Source organism: Vespertiliibacter pulmonis (assembly GCF_013377275.1).
Lineage (GTDB): Bacteria > Pseudomonadota > Gammaproteobacteria > Enterobacterales > Pasteurellaceae > Vespertiliibacter > Vespertiliibacter pulmonis.
On record NZ_CP016615.1, the window covers coordinates 411,560 to 428,298 of the forward strand.

The following is a 16,739-nucleotide window of genomic DNA, read 5'->3' on the forward strand; positions in this document are numbered from 1 at the left end:
ATTATGTAATAAATTTGTAATTATCGTTGTTGATTTTCTGCCCACCAAGCAACGCCAATTAATCCCGCATCTTGTTGATACTTTGCTAAAACTATTTTAGGCCGATATATTTCTGGCATTTGTGAAAGAAAATATTCTATGCGTTGTAAATATCCTTCTGCCAACCCAACACTGCCACCAAGTGCAACACACTGAATGTCTAAACTTATTTTGAGATCAGCAATTAAATTTGCAATCGCTTTAGCAGATTTATCAACTAAGCTGACCGCTTGCAAATCTCCTTGCCTAAATCTCTCAAAAACCTCTTTGGGTTCACAAGGTTTTTCCCATCTTAATGAAGCGCTAGCAATTGCCCTCCCTGATGCTACCGCTTCAACACAGCCAATTCTTCCACAGCCACAACGTTCTCCATTAGGGTCTGATAACGTATGCCCGATGTGTCCTGCAATCCCATTTGTGCCTGTAAATAATTGCCGATTTAAAATAATACCACCGCCAACACCCGTTGAAACCGTAATAAAAGCGAAATTATCAATCTGTTCCTGATAATGCAAAAATTCAGCACAAGCTGCCGCTTGTGCATCATTCAATAAATAAATGGGTTTATCCGTATAAGTTACAATACTCTGCTCAAGAGGAAAAAAAGCTAAATCGCCTAGATTTTTAGGATTTAAAGCCGTTAAAATACCATTTTGAATAATACCTGTTGAAGCTACCGAAACAATATCAAATTGCCCTTGAAAAGTTGCAATAATGTCTGATAAAGACTGCTTTAATCTTTCTGCACTCGGATTTTGTGGTGTCGGAATTTGTATTCTTCCTTCAATCTGAATATCCATTCCACCCAATATCACCAATCCCGCTGCAATTTTTGTTCCGCCAATATCAATAGCTAAACAAGCGGTCATTTTATGCTCCAATTTTGCAATCCTTAATCGCACCAACAAACCAACCCACAATATGTTCTAGACGAGTTAAGGCTGATCCAACTGTTACTGCATAAGCACCATTTTCAATTGCTACTGCAGCTAGTTCAGGAGTATTATACCGCCCTTCAGCCATCACTCGGCATCCTTTGGAAACAAGATCTCGTACTAATTTTACATCAGGTTCTGCGGGAATAGCTCCCCCCGTATACCCCGACATTGTACTACCAATTAAATCCACACCAAGTTGCTGACAATAAAGCCCCTCCTCTAACGTGGAACAATCTGCCATTGATATAGCTCCTAACTCTTTAATACGCTGGACACAAGCGTCTATCGTTGTTGGACGAACTCTATCCGTACCATCAAAAGCAATAATATCCGCCCCTGCGTAAAATAAATCGTCAATATCTTGTAAAAAAGGCGTTATTCTTACAGGGCTATCGGTAAGGTCTCGTTTAACAATACCAATAATTGGTACATCAACCACTTTCCGTACTGCTTTTAAATTCTCAATACCTTCAATACGTAAACCAGCAGCCCCACCGTTAATAGAAGCTTGAGCCATTGCCGCTACAATATTAGGAAAGTCCATTGGACCATTATCTACAGGCTGACAAGAAGCGATCAAGCCATTTTTAAGCTTCAATAAAATCTGATCTTTCGTCAATTTTGACATAAAACTTCACCAATATAAATTACAATGAATATTAACTCCAAAGAGTAATAGGTTAGCTAAAATCATACAAGCTAGCGACAATAAAAGTGCGATCTAGATCAAATAATTATATTTCATCTTGAAGTTTACTCGACAAAACTGCAAAAAACTGAAGATTTTGACAAAAAAAATCGGTATAGTATTGGGGATTTTCCATTGATTTTTTGTATAAAATCAATATCTATTTCACACTTTGAGGTTTCAAAATGGATACATTAATCAGCCTACTTGGCATTGTCGTACTCCTTTTCATTGCTTTTTTATTATCCAATAATAAAAAAGCAATAAATTTACGTACCGTTTTTGGTGCATTAATTATACAGATTGGTATTGGGGCATTAATCCTTTACGTACCACAAGGTCGCCAAGCACTACTCAGTGCTGCTGAAGGCGTAAATGCTGTGATTAATTATGGTAATAATGGTATAAACTTCTTATTTGCTGGTTTAGTCAGTGATAAAATGTTCGAATTATTTGGTGGCAGTGGCTTCATCTTTGCATTTCGAGTTCTTCCAACCATCATCTTCTTTTCTGCTTTAATTTCTGTGCTTTATTACCTTGGCATTATGCAAATCGTTATTAAATTAATCGGTGGTGCATTACAAAGCATATTAGGTACTTCAAAATCAGAATCAATGTCTGCGGCTGCCAATATTTTTGTTGGTCAAACGGAAGCACCATTACTAATTAAGCCATATATTCGCTCAATGACAAATTCCGAATTATTTGCTGTAATGTGTGGAGGCGTTGCTTCTGTTGCTGGTGCGGTAATGGTTGGTTATGCAGGAATGGGCGTACCATTGACTTACTTAATCGCCGCATCATTTATGGCTGCACCTGGTGGTTTACTATTTGCAAAAATTCTTTACCCACAAGCTGAAGCATTCAAAGATGAATTAAATGAAGATGACGTAGAAGAAAAACCATCTAATGTGATTGAAGCTGCCGCAGTAGGTGCATTCTCTGGTATGCAACTTGCAATGAACGTAGGTGCAATGCTATTAGCATTTATCGCATTAATTGCAATGCTTAACGGCTTCATTGGTTGGGTTGCTGGACTAGCTGGATATACAGACGTCACACTCCAATCACTTTTAGGCTATGTATTCCAACCGCTTGCTTGGGTTATTGGTGTGCCTTGGGAAGAGTCTCAAGTAGCTGGCTCTTTAATTGGACAAAAATTAGTAATCAATGAGTTTGTTGCTTATGCTGATTTTATCAACTATCTCAAACCTGACAGCGCCGTTATATTAAGCGAAAAAACAAAAGCAATTATTACTTTTGCACTATGTGGTTTCGCTAACTTTAGTTCAATTGCTATTTTAATTGGTGGATTAGGGGGTATGGCTCCAAATCGCCGTAGCGATGTAGCCCGAATGGGAATTAAAGCAGTTATTGCAGGAACACTATCAAACCTAATGAGTGCGGCAATTGCTGGATTATTTATCGGTATAGGCGGAGCTATTCTGTAAACCTGATTTAATCTTATCAGCACCACAGGAAACTGTGGTGTTGTCTTTTTAGGGCAAGTTAAACGATTGCGTTTACATTTGCTTTTAGTAAGAGGAAAATAGAAAAATGAATTTAAAAAAAATTGCACAACAAGCCTTGTCTTTAATGGATTTAACCACATTAAATGATAATGATACAGATGAAAAAGTTATCTCGCTCTGTCAACAAGCTAATACTAAATTTGGTTCACCCGCTGCAATTTGTATTTATCCTCGCTTTATTCCAATTGCTCGGAAAACATTACAAGCACAGGGTAATAATCACACTAAAATTGCAACTGTTACAAATTTTCCTCATGGGAATGAAGATATTGAAATTGCAGTGGCTGAAACTAAAGCAGCCATTGCTTATGGTGCAGATGAAGTTGATGTTGTCCTCCCTTATAAAGCACTCATTGCAGGCAATAGTGAAGTAGGTTTTGAGCTTGTTAGCCAATGTAAAGCGGTATGCAATACAGCAAATGTTGTCCTAAAAGTGATTATTGAAACGGGAGAACTAAAAACTGAAACACTTATTCGCCAAGCAAGTGAAATTGCCATTAAAGCAGGCGCCGATTTTATTAAAACCTCAACAGGTAAAGTATCTGTTAATGCAACACTTGAATCCGCACGTATTATGCTTGAAACAATTCGTGATCTTAATGTTGCAGAAACTGTAGGCTTTAAAGCCGCAGGTGGTGTTAAAACAACAGAAGATGCAGCTAGATACTTGGAGATTGCAGCACAGACCCTCGGAGATACATGGATCAATACTAGACATTTCCGATTTGGCGCATCAAGTTTATTAGATAACTTATTAGCAACATTAAACGATCAGCAAACAAACACTGAAACTGCTGGTTATTAACTCACAAGCGGTTCGATCTTGTAAAAATTTATCTAATCTAACCGCTTATCCATTTCTTAATTTATCAATAGAAAGGAACAAAAAATGAAACGTGTATTTATTATGATGCTCGACTCTTTCGGTATTGGTTATACCGAAGATGCTGAAAAATTTGGTGATAAAGGGGCAAACACACTAGGACATATTGCACAACAATGTGCCGAAGGCAAAGCCGATGATCACCGCCGTTCAGGTGCTTTAAAACTACCAAATATGAATAAATTAGGTTTAGGTTTAGCTGCAAAAGAATCTAGCGGTGAATACCCAGCAGGACTGACACAAGATGTACAACTTGCAGGTGGATATTGCCATGCAAAAGAAATTTCATCAGGAAAAGATACTCCATCTGGCCACTGGGAAGTTGCTGGTGTACCAGTTCTATTTGATTGGGGATATTTCCCTGAACATCAAAATAGCTTTCCACAAGAACTATTAGATAAGATTGTAAAACGAGCTAATCTCAAAGGTTACTTAGGTAACTGCCATTCATCAGGCACCGTTATTTTAGATGAGCTAGGTGAAGAGCATATGCGTACAGGCTTACCTATTTTCTATACTTCTGCTGACTCAGTGTTCCAAATTGCTTGCCACGAAGAAACCTATGGTTTAGAAAAACTCTATGAACTTTGCCAAATTGTACGTGAAGAATTAGAAGGCTATAATATTGGGCGTGTTATTGCTCGTCCATTCATTGGAAAAAAGGCTGGTGAATTTAGCCGCACAGGTAATCGTAAAGATTATGCAGTTGAACCACCTTCAGCGACGGTATTACAAAAATTAGTTGAAGAAAAAGGTGGCGAAGTTGTTTCTATCGGTAAAATTGCCGATATTTACGCCCATACAGGTATTACTCGTAAAATCAAAGCAACAGGCTTGCCTGAACTCTTTGATCGCACCTTAGAAGAAGTAAAAGCTGCCGGAAATAACACCATTGTATTTACTAACTTCGTAAACTTCGACTCTGATTTTGGCCATCGCCGTGATGTTGCAGGCTATGCAGATGCACTTGAATATTGGGATAGCCGCTTACCTGAATTACTGGCATTGATTCAAGATGAAGATCTACTTATCATTACGGCCGATCACGGTTGTGATCCTACATGGCAAGGAACAGATCATACTCGTGAACATACACCAATCCTACTTTACGGCAAAGATGTTGCAAAACAATCTTACGGTCGCCGTGAAACATTTGCTGATATCGGACAGACTATCGCAAATTACTTTAGCCTATCACCAATGGATTATGGCTCTACAATTATTGATTTTAATAAATAACCCACAGGCACCTTTCGGTGCCTTCCTATAAGTAAATAAGAGGACACTTCAATGACTCCACATATTAACGCACCTGCTGGTGCATTTGCTGATGTTGTTTTAATGCCAGGCGACCCACTTAGAGCAAAATATATTGCAGAAACATTTTTAGAGAATGCTGAATTAGTTACCGATGTCCGCAATATGTTCGGCTATACCGGCACCTATAAAGGGCGCAAAATTTCTGTAATGGGGCACGGAATGGGTATCCCATCTTGCTCAATTTATGCAAAAGAGCTGATTACTGAATATGGAGTGAAAAAAATTATCCGTGTTGGCTCTTGTGGTGCAGTTCGCCCAGATGTAAAACTACGTGAAGTAATTATCGGTATCGGAGCTTGCACTGATTCAAAAGTCAACCGTATCCGTTTTAAAGATAATGATTTCGCTGCTATTGCTGATTTTGATATGGCAGTTGCGGCAGTCGAAGCAGCAAAAGAAAAAGGGATTAACGTTCGTGTAGGTAACCTTTATTCAGCCGATCTATTCTATACACCAGACGTTGAAATGTTTGATGTAATGGAAAAATATGGCATTTTAGGAGTTGAAATGGAAGCCGCTGGTATTTATGGTGTAGCCTCAGAATTTGGAGCAAAAGCCTTATCTATCTGTACCGTTTCTGATCATATTCGTACTCATGAGCAAACAACCGCAGAAGAACGCCAATTAACTTTCAATGATATGATTGAAATTGCATTAGAATCAGTACTAATTGGTGATAAAGCCTAAGCACAAAATTAATGCCCATTCTCACCGCTTGTGAGTAATAAAAGGCTATAAAAAATGCCGAATAATATATTCGGCATTTTTATTTATCTCATTTATAAAGTTAGATAAATACTTGTTCTTGAGCTTGATAACCTTGTGGCACAATAGCTTTATCATCGAAGGTTACAAATTCCCACGCATTTTGATTTGCTAATACAGCTCTTAGTAATTTATTATTCAACCCGTGCCCTGATTTATATGCAGTAAAATCGCCTAGAATATTATAACCACACATAAATAAATCACCAACAGCGTCTAACATTTTATGACGAACCAATTCATCTTTAAAACGTAAGCCATCTTCATTTAGTACACGGAATTCATCAAATACAATCGCATTATCTAAACTACCGCCTAATGCTAGACCAATAGACTGCAAATATTCAACGTCTTTCATAAAAGTAAAGGTACGAGCACGACTTAATTGTTGAACAAAATTTTGTGCTGAAAATTCCATTTGATAATGACGAACATCTTTATTAATCATCGGATGATTAAAATCAATTGTAAAATCCAACTTTAACCCATTATGATAAGGCTTAAACTCTGCCCATTTATCATTTTCTTCAACTCGAACAGTTTCTTTGATACGAATAAATTTCTTCAATGCATTTTGTTCTTCAATACCAGTATCAAGTAAAAGATAAATAAAAGGACTTGCACTTCCGTCCATAATTGGAATTTCGGGAGCATCAACTTCTACAATTAAGTTATCTAAACCCAATGCAGACATTGCTGCATTTAAGTGTTCTACTGTTGAAATACGAACTCCTTCATCATTGACCATACAGGTACAAAGTGTTGTATCACGGATAGCATCTGCACTTGCAGGAAAATAAACGACAGGATCAAGATCCGTACGAGCATAAATAATTCCTGTATTAGCTGGTGCGGGGCGTAACGTTAGCGTTACCTTTTTACCACTATGTAAACCAATTCCAGTTACTTTTGTTGCTTGTTTAAGAGTTCTTTGCTTTATCATATCGTTTCCTTATTTTCCCACAGATTATTGCCCATTACGCATAAAGCCAGGAATAATTGAAGTTGGTGAAAATACTTGTGAACTATCTACTTGTTGTGGTTTTGCTGCCGTTTGTTGCGGTTGAGCAAATTGGGCTGGCTGTTGTGCAAACTGTGTTGGTTGCTGATATCCACCCATTGTATTCACAAACTGTGGTTGATTTGGCTGTGTCGTTTGTGCTGTCTGCTGTGGCTGTGGTGCAGCATTCACAAAACCTTGTTGATTTTGAAATCCCGTTACTCGTGGTGGAGTAATATCTTCTGGCTGCCCAATTCCAGTTGCAACTAATGTTACTCGAATTTTACCTTCCATTTCTGCATTAAATGCAGAACCTAAAATAATTACAGCATCTGGATCGGCAAAGCTAGTAACATATTCCATAATGGTGTTTACTTCAGCAAGTTCAATATCAAATCCAGAAGAAATATTTACTAAAATACCTTTTGCACCTGATAAATCAACATCTTCTAATAATGGGCTAGCAACGGCTTCTTTTGCTGCATTTTCTGCACGATTTTCACCTTCGGCAATTCCTGTTCCCATCATTGCACGCCCCATTTCAGACATTACTTTTTTCACGTCTGCAAAGTCCACATTCACTAAACCTTCAGATGTAATCATATCCGTAATACCTAATACTGCATTACGTAATACATCATTTGCAACACCAAAAGCCTCACTGAATTTTACATTTTTAGGTAATACTTTTAATAATTTATCGTTTTGAATAATAATTAGAGAATCAACATGTTTAGCAAGTTCTTTTATACCTTGCTCAGCATAGCCTGAACGTTTTCTACCTTCGAAAGAAAAAGGTTTGGTTACAATACCGACTGTTAATGCACCTTGGTTCTTGGCAATTTCTGCAATAACTGGTGCAGCTCCCGTGCCTGTACCACCGCCCATACCAACTGCGATGAAAACCATATCAGCACCAGCTAACATATTCGTTAAAGCATCTCTATCTTCTTCTGCTGCTTGATGACCTACATTTGGATCGGCTCCTGCCCCTAAACCCTTTGTAACCGTTGCACCAATCTGAATAGTATTACGTACTGCACTACTACGTAGAACTTGAGCATCTGTATTTACAGAAAAAAATTCTACGCTTCCTGCATCTTCTGATTGAGTACTAACCATATGATTTAAGGCATTACCGCCGCCACCGCCAACACCAATGACTTTAATCACCGCATCTTGCGTAGATTCATAAATAGGTTCAAACATTTTGATTCTCCTGAATAGCGCTAATCAACTAATAGCACTTCTTTTAAAAACTTTTCTTCGCCCAACCATAGGCTTTTCTCACACCACTTGCTATTGCATCAATAATACGACTACCATTTCCACTATTGCCTATGCTGATAGTACTTTCTACGTCATTATAGTGATTATATTGTAGTAATCCTAACACGGTAGCATATTGCGGCTTATTCACATAATCTGTTAGCCCAGTAATATTTAAAGGGCTACCAACACGTACTTGTAAACCAAAGACAGATTTTGCACATTCTACAATATCTTCTATTTGAGAACCACCACCCGTTAGCACAATTCCCGCAATTAATTCTTGTTTTATGCCTTTTTGGAATAATTCAACCCGTAGTTTAGCTAATTCATCAGCAATAATAGTAAAAAGTTCGCTGTAACATCGATTAGTATGTTCTGACAACTGCTCTTTGGTAAAAGTTCGAGGCATTCGACCGCCTAAACCAGGCATTTCAATTTTCTTCTCAGGAAAATGGCTTGGTGGATACATTGCACTACCATATTGCACCTTAATCTTTTCTGCATCTTGACGAGACGTTGTAAAAATTTGTGCAATATAATCTGTAATATTATTGCCACCAAATGGAATAACCTTACTAAAACGCAAAGCTCCATCAGTATAGACGAGAATATCCATTGTGCCGCCACCAATATCAATTAAGCAAACACCTAATTCTTTTTCATCTTCTGTTAATACTGAATAACTTGACGCAAGCCCAGAGAAAACAACCTGATCAATTTTTAATTTACTTCGTTCTACCGCATTTTTTAAATTTCGTAACCAATCATTATGGCAAGCAATCAAATGCGCCTGAGCTTGTAATCGCATTCCCGACAACCCTAACGGATTTTTAGTCGCTGGAAGATTATCAACTTTATATTCTTGCGGAATAATATGTAACGTTTCTAGCCCATCTGGCAATTTTATTGAACGGGCAATATGAATTGCACTATCTAAATCTTCAGATTCAACCGTCCCTGAAAGAGAAACTGTACCACTCTCATTTAAACCAGCAACATGGGCTCCAGACAATGCTAACATTACTGCATTGATTTCGCCTTCTGAAATAGACTCAGCCTCTTCAATAGCCCGTTGAATTGAGCTGACTGCTGCATCAAGATCAACAACTCCACCACCTTGAACTCCTTTTGAAGGACTAACACCTGAACCCAGTACATTAATCACTCCATCAGGTAGCACTTCGCCAACTACGGCAACAACTTTGTGAGTGCCAACATCTAGCCCCACGACCATTTTAGATTCTGCTATTTTTGTCATAATGTTATTTCTATTTCTCAGCTAAAAATTTATTTTGAACGAAAACCAACGGAAGCGCCGTGTTCATAGCGTAAATCCACATAAGCCAAACGTTTACCCTCTGGCACCTCAATTTCAGGGAAAATTAGTACAAAGCGGTCAATTTTAGGTAACCAATCACCTCTTCCTAACCGTAATTCTATATTATTGTCTAATACTATACTCCACGAGCCACGAATATCTGTCTTTACCGATTTCAAGACCAAATGTCTAGATTCTAAATCCTTTTGAATTTTATACCAAGCAGCCAATACTTTCTTTGATTCTGAATCAGGCCCGTATAATTTAGGCAACCCCTCACGCTCAAAACGCTCTCTAGGTAAACTAAATACCTCACCTTGATCAGAAACTAAAAACTGATCATTCCAAATAGCCGCGGGGTGATGCTCTACTAATGTAACACTTAAACGGTCGGGATATACCTTACGTACCGCAACTTCTTTAACCCACGGAATAGTCAGAAATTTATCTTTAATCTGCTGAATATCCTGTTCAAAATAGCCTTTTAATTTCGGTTCTGCCGATAGCAATTCACGAATGTCCGCATTAGTTGTAAACTGAGTTTTATGCGTTAAAGCATAAGCTTTAATCGGTGTTTTATCGAGTAAAGACAACCAACTCGCCCAATTACTATATGCAATATATACTGATAATAATGCCAAAAATAGTAAAATAGGTCTAACGAACAACCTCCAACTAATAGGATAATCAGGCTTACTTGCAGGCGTACGAATAACCGATGTAGGTGTAGGCTTTTTGCGAAAGGCAGTTGCCATTAGACACTCAGCTCCAAAATACGTTCAACTAATCTTTCAAAACTATAGCCAACCACTTTCGCTGATTTCGGAAAAATACTGTGGCTTGTCATTCCCGGGCTAGTGTTCACTTCCACTAACCGAAACTGACCTTTGCTATCTTCCATAACATCAATGCGACTCCACCCTTTACAGCCAACCACATCATATGCCTGTTTCACTAATTTTGCGACTTCTGCTTGGCGCTCATCACTCAATATTGGGCAAATATACTGGGTATTGTCCGAAACATATTTGGCATGATAATCATAAAACTCGCCATCAGGAATAATCTGCACTGCTGGTAATACTTCTCCATCTAAAACTGGCACAGAATACTCAGCTCCAGCTAAGTTTTCTTCGACTAAAACAATCGTATCGTATTTCAATGCTTGCTCAATCGCAGGTAACAGCTGATCTGCAGTTTTCACTTTACTAACACCAACACTTGAGCCTTCACTTGCTGGTTTTACAAATAAAGGTAAACCTAATTTTGCAATAATTAAATCATAATCGACCGCTTGCCCACGTTGAACAACCACCATTTCAGCCATAGGTAAACCGACTGATTTCCACAGCAATTTAGTACGAAATTTATCCAGTGTAATTGCTGAAGCCATTACACCACAACCTGTATAAGGAATACCCAGCTGTTCTAATGCTCCTTGTAAAACACCATTCTCACCAATTCCTCCATGTAGAATATTAAATACTCGCTGAATACCTTTCTCTTTTAATTTTTCTATTGGAAAAGATTGTGTATCAATACCTTCTACATCATAGCCCAATTGTTGTAATGCCCCCAATACAGCTTTACCCGAATTGAGAGACACCTCACGCTCAGCTGAATCCCCACCGAATAAGACGGCAATTTTTTCATTTTTCAAACTCATTCTCTTTACTCCATTCGGTTTTATTTAACGGATAAAACACGGTCATTGCAAAATTTACAGTCAAACGACCGCTTTCTTTTAATGATAAATATTCTCTATCTCTTAAAGAGATGAATTTCTCCAACTTTCCGCTAAATCACGGGAAAGCTTGCTCACATTACCAGCCCCTTGAGCTAATACCAAATCGCCATCTTGCAGAATTTGATCTAGCACTTCTCCCAATAAATTAGGATCTGATACTAAAATTGGATCAACTTTGCCTAAATTACGAATAGAACGACATAATGCTTTACTATCAGCCCCAACAATAGGGGATTCCCCTGCGGCATAAACTTCCAACATAATCAAACTATCTACTTGCGAAAGCACTTGCACAAACTCATCAAACAGATCTCGGGTGCGTGAATAACGGTGAGGCTGAAATACCATTACTACACGTTTATTTTCCCAGCCCTCTCGAGCTGCTTTAATTGTTACATCAACTTCCGTTGGGTGATGACCATAATCATCAACTAACATTACTGTTCCATTTGGACGAACAAAAGAGCCTAACTGATCAAAACGGCGACCTGCTCCTTGAAATTCTGCTAATGCTTTTAAAATTGCCTCATTTTCAATATTTTCTTCTTTAGCAACAGCCAATGCTGCCGTAGCATTTAACGCATTATGTTTACCAGGTACGTTAAGCAATACCTCAATTTTTTCGCCATTTGGACAAATTACCGTGTAATATCCTTGAAAACCAGCTTGGCGATAATTGGTAATACGATAATCTGCTCGATCGCTAAACCCATAAGTAAGAACTTGTCGCCCAATTTGTGGCACAAGTTCCATTAACACGTCATCATCAACACACATTACAGCTAAACCATAAAACGGCAAATTATGCAGAAATTTAACGTAAGTCTGTTTCATTTTTTCAAAATCGCCTTCATAGGTATCCATATGATCAGGCTCAATATTGGTTACTACGGAAACCATTGGTTGAAGATGTAAAAAAGAGGCATCACTCTCATCAGCTTCAGCAATTAAATAACGACTGGCCCCTAAATGTGCATTTTTTCCTGCTGATTTTACTAATCCTCCATTTACAAAAGTAGGATCAAGTTTTGCTTCCGTATAAATCATTGACAACATTGCCGTTGTTGTTGTTTTACCGTGCGTCCCAGCAACTGCAATGCCATGACGAAAACGCATAATTTCTGCCAACATCTGGGCTCGCTGAATAACAGGAATTCTTGCCTCTTTTGCAGCAATAACTTCTGGGTTATCGTCGGTGATTGCACTGGAAATAACAACAACACTCGCCCCTTTCACATTATTCCTATGATGTCCAAAAAATATACTTGCACCCGCCTTAGCTAAACGTTGTGTTACTACGCCATCACTAATATCCGAACCACTAATTTGATAGCCTTCATTCAATAATACTTCGGCAATGCCACTCATTCCAGCACCACCAATACCTACAAAATGAATTTGGCTCACTCGACGCATTTCAGGTACTAATTTTTTCACTTTATCTTGGAAATTCTTCATTACTAAAACCTTTTATTTTCCTGCTTATCCATAAACAATATAGTTTAAAATATAGACTACTAGCGGTTAGTTCCGCTTATTTTTTACAAATTTTTCTTATAACTGACCGCTTGTTATCTGTGCTACTTTTTACTCATTTGCCTCTTTCACAATTACATCAGCAACGCGTTTTGCCGCTAATGGCGAGGCTTTCTCTCTTGCTTTAATTGCCAGTTCCGTTAGCTTTTGGCGATCCAATAACAAAGGGCTTAACACTGTTAAAAGATTTTCTGCCGTAAAATCAGCTTGCTCAATTATCACTGCAGCTCCATTATTTGCTAAAAATTCTGCGTTATAGAACTGTTGGCGATCTTTATGTTGAAATGGCACAAAAATAGCGGGTAAACCTGCGGCTGCAATTTCAGAAACCGTCAAAGCGCCTGAACGGCAAATAACTAAATCTGCCCATTCATAAGCTGATTTCATATCATCAATAAATTCACTGGCAGATCCATTTCCTAACTGTTGATAAATTTCAGCCACGCCTTCCAATTTTCCTTTACCCACTTGGTGGCTAATAAATACTTGATTATTAAGCCGTTTTGCTACTTCGGGCACAGTTTCATTGATAACCATTGCCCCCTGGCTCCCCCCCATCACAAGAATATTGATTGGGTAATTTCTTTGAGCAAAACGTTGCTCTGGGCTAGGTATTTGGAAAAGATCTTGGCGAACAGGATTACCAACTACTTCTGCATTTGTAAATGCCGTTGGAAACGCCTGCAATGTTTTACGAGCAATTTTGGATAGCCATTTATTTGTTAGCCCAGCAACAGCATTTTGTTCGTGCAAAATAACGGGAACGCCACATAATTTTGCAGCAACACCACCTGGCCCAGAGACATAGCCCCCCATACCCAACACTGCGTCAGGCTGATAGGCTTTGATAATTTTGCGAGCTTGCAATATCGCTTTAAAAATAGCAAATGGCGCTTTTAATAGAGCCTTAATTCCTTTACCTTTGATCCCCGAAATTTCGATAAAATCAATATCTATACCGTGTTTAGGAACAAGCTCGGCCTCCATTCTATCTTTTGTCCCTAACCAACGTATCTCCCAGCCTTGCTGTTGCAATTCTCGAGCAACCGCAATTGCAGGGAAAACGTGTCCACCCGTTCCCCCTGCCATTACCAATAATTTCTTTGCCATTCCCTTACCCTATAATTTCCCATATTTATACATAATTATTTCCAATTTTACTTATTATTACTCATACTCTTTTAAAGTTGCTTGGCCTGCATTTTCAAGTCGATTTTCATAATCAATTCTTACTAAAATTGCAACAGCAACAGCCATAATTACTAGACTTGATCCACCATAACTTACTAATGGAAAGGTTAATCCTTTTGTAGGTAATAATCCTGAAGCAACGCCTAAATTGACAAAACCTTGTAAAAAAATCCAAACACCAATACCAAAAGCGAAAAAGCCTTTAAAGCGCTGTTCAAGATTTAGTGCTTGACGACTAATATAAAAAGCTTTTAACGTCAAAGCTGTTAATAACAAAATCACAATACTAATACCAAACAAACCAAACTCTTCGCCAATCACAGCCATTACAAAATCGGTATGAGCTTCAGGTAAATATTCTAATTTTTGGATTGAATTACCCAACCCAGCTCCCCAGAATTCACCTTGTCCAAATGCCATTTGTGCATTTGAAAGCTGAAAACCATCACCATAGGCATCTGCAAAAGGATCCATAAATGATGTTACCCGTTTTAAACGATATTCCGATGTCAATACTAAAATCATAAATGCAAAACCGCCCAAGATACCTAATACAAGAAATTGGAGTAATTTTGCACCAACAAAAAATAACATCGCAAAGGTAATAATAAACAGTACAGCGGTACTTCCCAAATCAGGCTGCAATACTAAAAAAACACCAAATAAAATCATTACCAAAACAGGGCGGAAAAAACTCCAACCCGCAATCCTAATTTCATCAAACTTACGCACATAGAAACTAGAAAAATAACAAATAAGTGCTAATTTGGCTAATTCCGCTGGTTGGAAATTTATCGGTCCAATTGGAATCCAACGGGTTGATCCATTTACATTTCGTCCAATGATAAGAACCAGTAATAACAGTAACAACGAGATCGCAAATAACTTCAAATTCCATTTTTCCCATTGTTCACTTGGAATCTGAATAAAAGTGAAAAACATAATAATGGCTACGGCAACATACAACGCATCACGTAACGTAAAGTAAAAGGGATCATTATATAAACGTGTACTAACAGGAATTGATGCTGAAGTTACCATAATAAAACCAATCATCAATAAACTGAAAAATAACCAAATCAGCCCTCGGTCATAACGAGCATTTCTTGGAGTTAAAGTTCCCCATTTTTCCCACCCTTCTTTGATTTTTTTAGTGAAGATCAAGCTTTAACTCCCTGTGCTAATTGTATAAATTCCTTACCTCGAACTTCAAAATTCGGAAATTGATCAAGGCTTGCACAAGCAGGCGATAATAAGACCATATCGCCCGTTTTTAATTTTGGACGAATTAACTCAATGGCTTGTTGCATAGTTTCAACTAACACGCTTTGTGAAGTTAATGCTGCAAGCATTGCACCGTCTCGTCCAAAGCAATAACAAACAATATGAGGCTGGTTAACAAGCGGTGCTAATTCTGAAAAATCTGCACCTTTACCATCTCCCCCTAATAATAAATAGAGAGTTTTGTCCACCTGTAAACCAGTTAAAGCAGCAACGGTGCTACCTACATTAGTTGCTTTAGAGTCATTAATCCAACGCACGCCATCAGTCGTTTCAACTGACTGAAAACGGTGCTCAAGCCCCGAGTAATGTTTTAACGCTTGAATAATCCCTTCACGCCCAATACCTGCTTTTTCCGCCAAAGCAACCGCTGCCAACGCATTCATCTCATTATGGCGACCTTTTAATTTCATTTCAGCAGTATCTAAAATTTTATCAGTGCCACTCCATAATGCGTTATCTTGCAAGCGATATTCCCCGCTATTTTCAGCAAAAATCGACAACGAACTTACTGCTTGTTCAGGCAATGTTTGACGATCTTCACCGTTTACAATGATATTTTCTGCATTATGATAAATTTTCAATTTTGCTTGACGATAAGCCTCTAAATTAGGATAGCGATCCATATGATCTTCGCTGATATTTAGTACCGTGGCAGATTTCGCTCTAAGAGATCTTGTCGTTTCAAGTTGAAAGCTCGATAATTCTAAAACGTATAAATCGTAATTACCTTTCAATAAGGTTAAAGCTGGTACACCAATATTTCCGCCCATTCCGACATTCACGCCCGCTAATTTCGCCATTTCGGTTGTTAATGCCGTTACTGTGCTTTTGCCGTTTGATCCCGTAATTGCAATAATTGAGGCTTTAGCTTCTCTGCAAAATAATTCAATATCACCAATAACTTCAATACCAGCGTTAATTGCCTGCTGAATTTCAGGGGTTGCTAGTGCTAGCCCTGGACTACTTACAATTAAATCTGAGCTGAGTAGCCATTCAAGGTTTAAACTTCCTGTGTGTAAAGGAATATCTTTCGGTAGTTTATCTACTCCTGCTGGATTTTTACGGGTATCAATTACACGTAAGTTCGCATTTTTATCCGCAAAAAACTCAATACAAGAAAGCCCTGTTGCCCCTAAACCAATAATCGTAATTTGCTTGCCTTGATATAAAGATTGCATTTTTATTCTCTATAATAACGATAATAAGTAAAACCTAATTCCACTCTG

Annotated in this window: 15 protein-coding genes; 4 read left to right on the top strand and 11 right to left on the bottom strand. The window is 38.2% G+C overall.

Annotated features, from left to right (window positions below):
* Window positions 1-20 precede the first annotated feature (20 nt).
* Window positions 21-908, bottom strand: coding sequence for an N-acetylmannosamine kinase (locus A6B43_RS02085; protein ID WP_124210931.1), 888 nt, complete (start codon window positions 906-908; stop codon window positions 21-23).
* 1 nt (window position 909) lies between these two features.
* Window positions 910-1,605 (bottom strand): N-acetylmannosamine-6-phosphate 2-epimerase, encoded by a 696-nt coding sequence (locus A6B43_RS02090; protein ID WP_124210932.1) that lies wholly within the window; start codon window positions 1,603-1,605, stop codon window positions 910-912.
* A 245-nt stretch (window positions 1,606-1,850) separates the two neighbouring features.
* Between A6B43_RS02090 and A6B43_RS02095 the strand changes: the two genes are divergently transcribed.
* The 4 genes from A6B43_RS02095 (at window position 1,851) to deoD (ending at window position 6,087) form a co-directional block, all read left to right on the top strand.
* Window positions 1,851-3,116 carry a NupC/NupG family nucleoside CNT transporter gene (locus tag A6B43_RS02095; RefSeq protein WP_124210933.1) on the top strand — a complete coding sequence of 422 codons (1,266 nt, stop codon included), beginning with the start codon at window positions 1,851-1,853 and terminating at the stop codon, window positions 3,114-3,116.
* A 106-nt stretch (window positions 3,117-3,222) separates the two neighbouring features.
* Window positions 3,223-4,002, top strand: coding sequence for a deoxyribose-phosphate aldolase (gene deoC / locus A6B43_RS02100; RefSeq protein ID WP_124210934.1), 780 nt, complete (start codon window positions 3,223-3,225; stop codon window positions 4,000-4,002).
* A gap of 84 nt (window positions 4,003-4,086) precedes the next feature.
* Complete coding sequence (locus A6B43_RS02105) at window positions 4,087-5,319, top strand: phosphopentomutase (protein ID WP_124210935.1); 1,233 nt, start codon at window positions 4,087-4,089, stop codon at window positions 5,317-5,319.
* A 51-nt stretch (window positions 5,320-5,370) separates the two neighbouring features.
* Window positions 5,371-6,087: a purine-nucleoside phosphorylase gene (gene deoD, locus A6B43_RS02110; RefSeq protein WP_124210936.1), complete on the top strand. Its 717-nt coding sequence runs from the start codon at window positions 5,371-5,373 to the stop codon at window positions 6,085-6,087.
* Window positions 6,088-6,187: 100 nt separating this feature from the next.
* Here the strand turns inward: deoD and lpxC are convergent, their stop codons facing one another.
* From lpxC to murD, 9 genes are all read right to left on the bottom strand, one after another.
* Complete coding sequence (gene lpxC / locus A6B43_RS02115; protein WP_124210937.1) at window positions 6,188-7,108, bottom strand: UDP-3-O-acyl-N-acetylglucosamine deacetylase; 921 nt, start codon at window positions 7,106-7,108, stop codon at window positions 6,188-6,190.
* 24 nt (window positions 7,109-7,132) lie between these two features.
* Window positions 7,133-8,374, bottom strand: coding sequence for a cell division protein FtsZ (gene ftsZ / locus A6B43_RS02120; RefSeq protein WP_124210938.1), 1,242 nt, complete (start codon window positions 8,372-8,374; stop codon window positions 7,133-7,135).
* Window positions 8,375-8,417: 43 nt separating this feature from the next.
* Window positions 8,418-9,695: a cell division protein FtsA gene (gene ftsA, locus A6B43_RS02125; protein ID WP_124210939.1), complete on the bottom strand. Its 1,278-nt coding sequence runs from the start codon at window positions 9,693-9,695 to the stop codon at window positions 8,418-8,420.
* A gap of 29 nt (window positions 9,696-9,724) precedes the next feature.
* A complete protein-coding gene (locus A6B43_RS02130; protein WP_124210940.1) occupies window positions 9,725-10,510 on the bottom strand; it encodes a cell division protein FtsQ/DivIB in 786 nt (261 codons plus the stop codon).
* Window positions 10,510-11,421, bottom strand: coding sequence for a D-alanine--D-alanine ligase (locus A6B43_RS02135; protein ID WP_124210941.1), 912 nt, complete (start codon window positions 11,419-11,421; stop codon window positions 10,510-10,512). Before A6B43_RS02135 ends, A6B43_RS02130 begins: the two co-directional genes overlap by 1 nt.
* Before the next feature lie 102 nt (window positions 11,422-11,523).
* On the bottom strand, window positions 11,524-12,960 hold the full coding sequence (murC, locus tag A6B43_RS02140; RefSeq protein ID WP_124210942.1) for a UDP-N-acetylmuramate--L-alanine ligase: 1,437 nt from the start codon (window positions 12,958-12,960) through the stop codon (window positions 11,524-11,526).
* A 129-nt stretch (window positions 12,961-13,089) separates the two neighbouring features.
* Window positions 13,090-14,148 (bottom strand): undecaprenyldiphospho-muramoylpentapeptide beta-N-acetylglucosaminyltransferase, encoded by a 1,059-nt coding sequence (gene murG / locus A6B43_RS02145; protein ID WP_124210943.1) that lies wholly within the window; start codon window positions 14,146-14,148, stop codon window positions 13,090-13,092.
* A 57-nt stretch (window positions 14,149-14,205) separates the two neighbouring features.
* Window positions 14,206-15,393, bottom strand: coding sequence for a putative lipid II flippase FtsW (ftsW, locus tag A6B43_RS02150; protein ID WP_176672520.1), 1,188 nt, complete (start codon window positions 15,391-15,393; stop codon window positions 14,206-14,208).
* On the bottom strand, window positions 15,390-16,691 hold the full coding sequence (gene murD, locus A6B43_RS02155; RefSeq protein WP_124210944.1) for a UDP-N-acetylmuramoyl-L-alanine--D-glutamate ligase: 1,302 nt from the start codon (window positions 16,689-16,691) through the stop codon (window positions 15,390-15,392). Before murD ends, ftsW begins: the two co-directional genes overlap by 4 nt.
* Window positions 16,692-16,739: the final 48 nt, after the last annotated feature.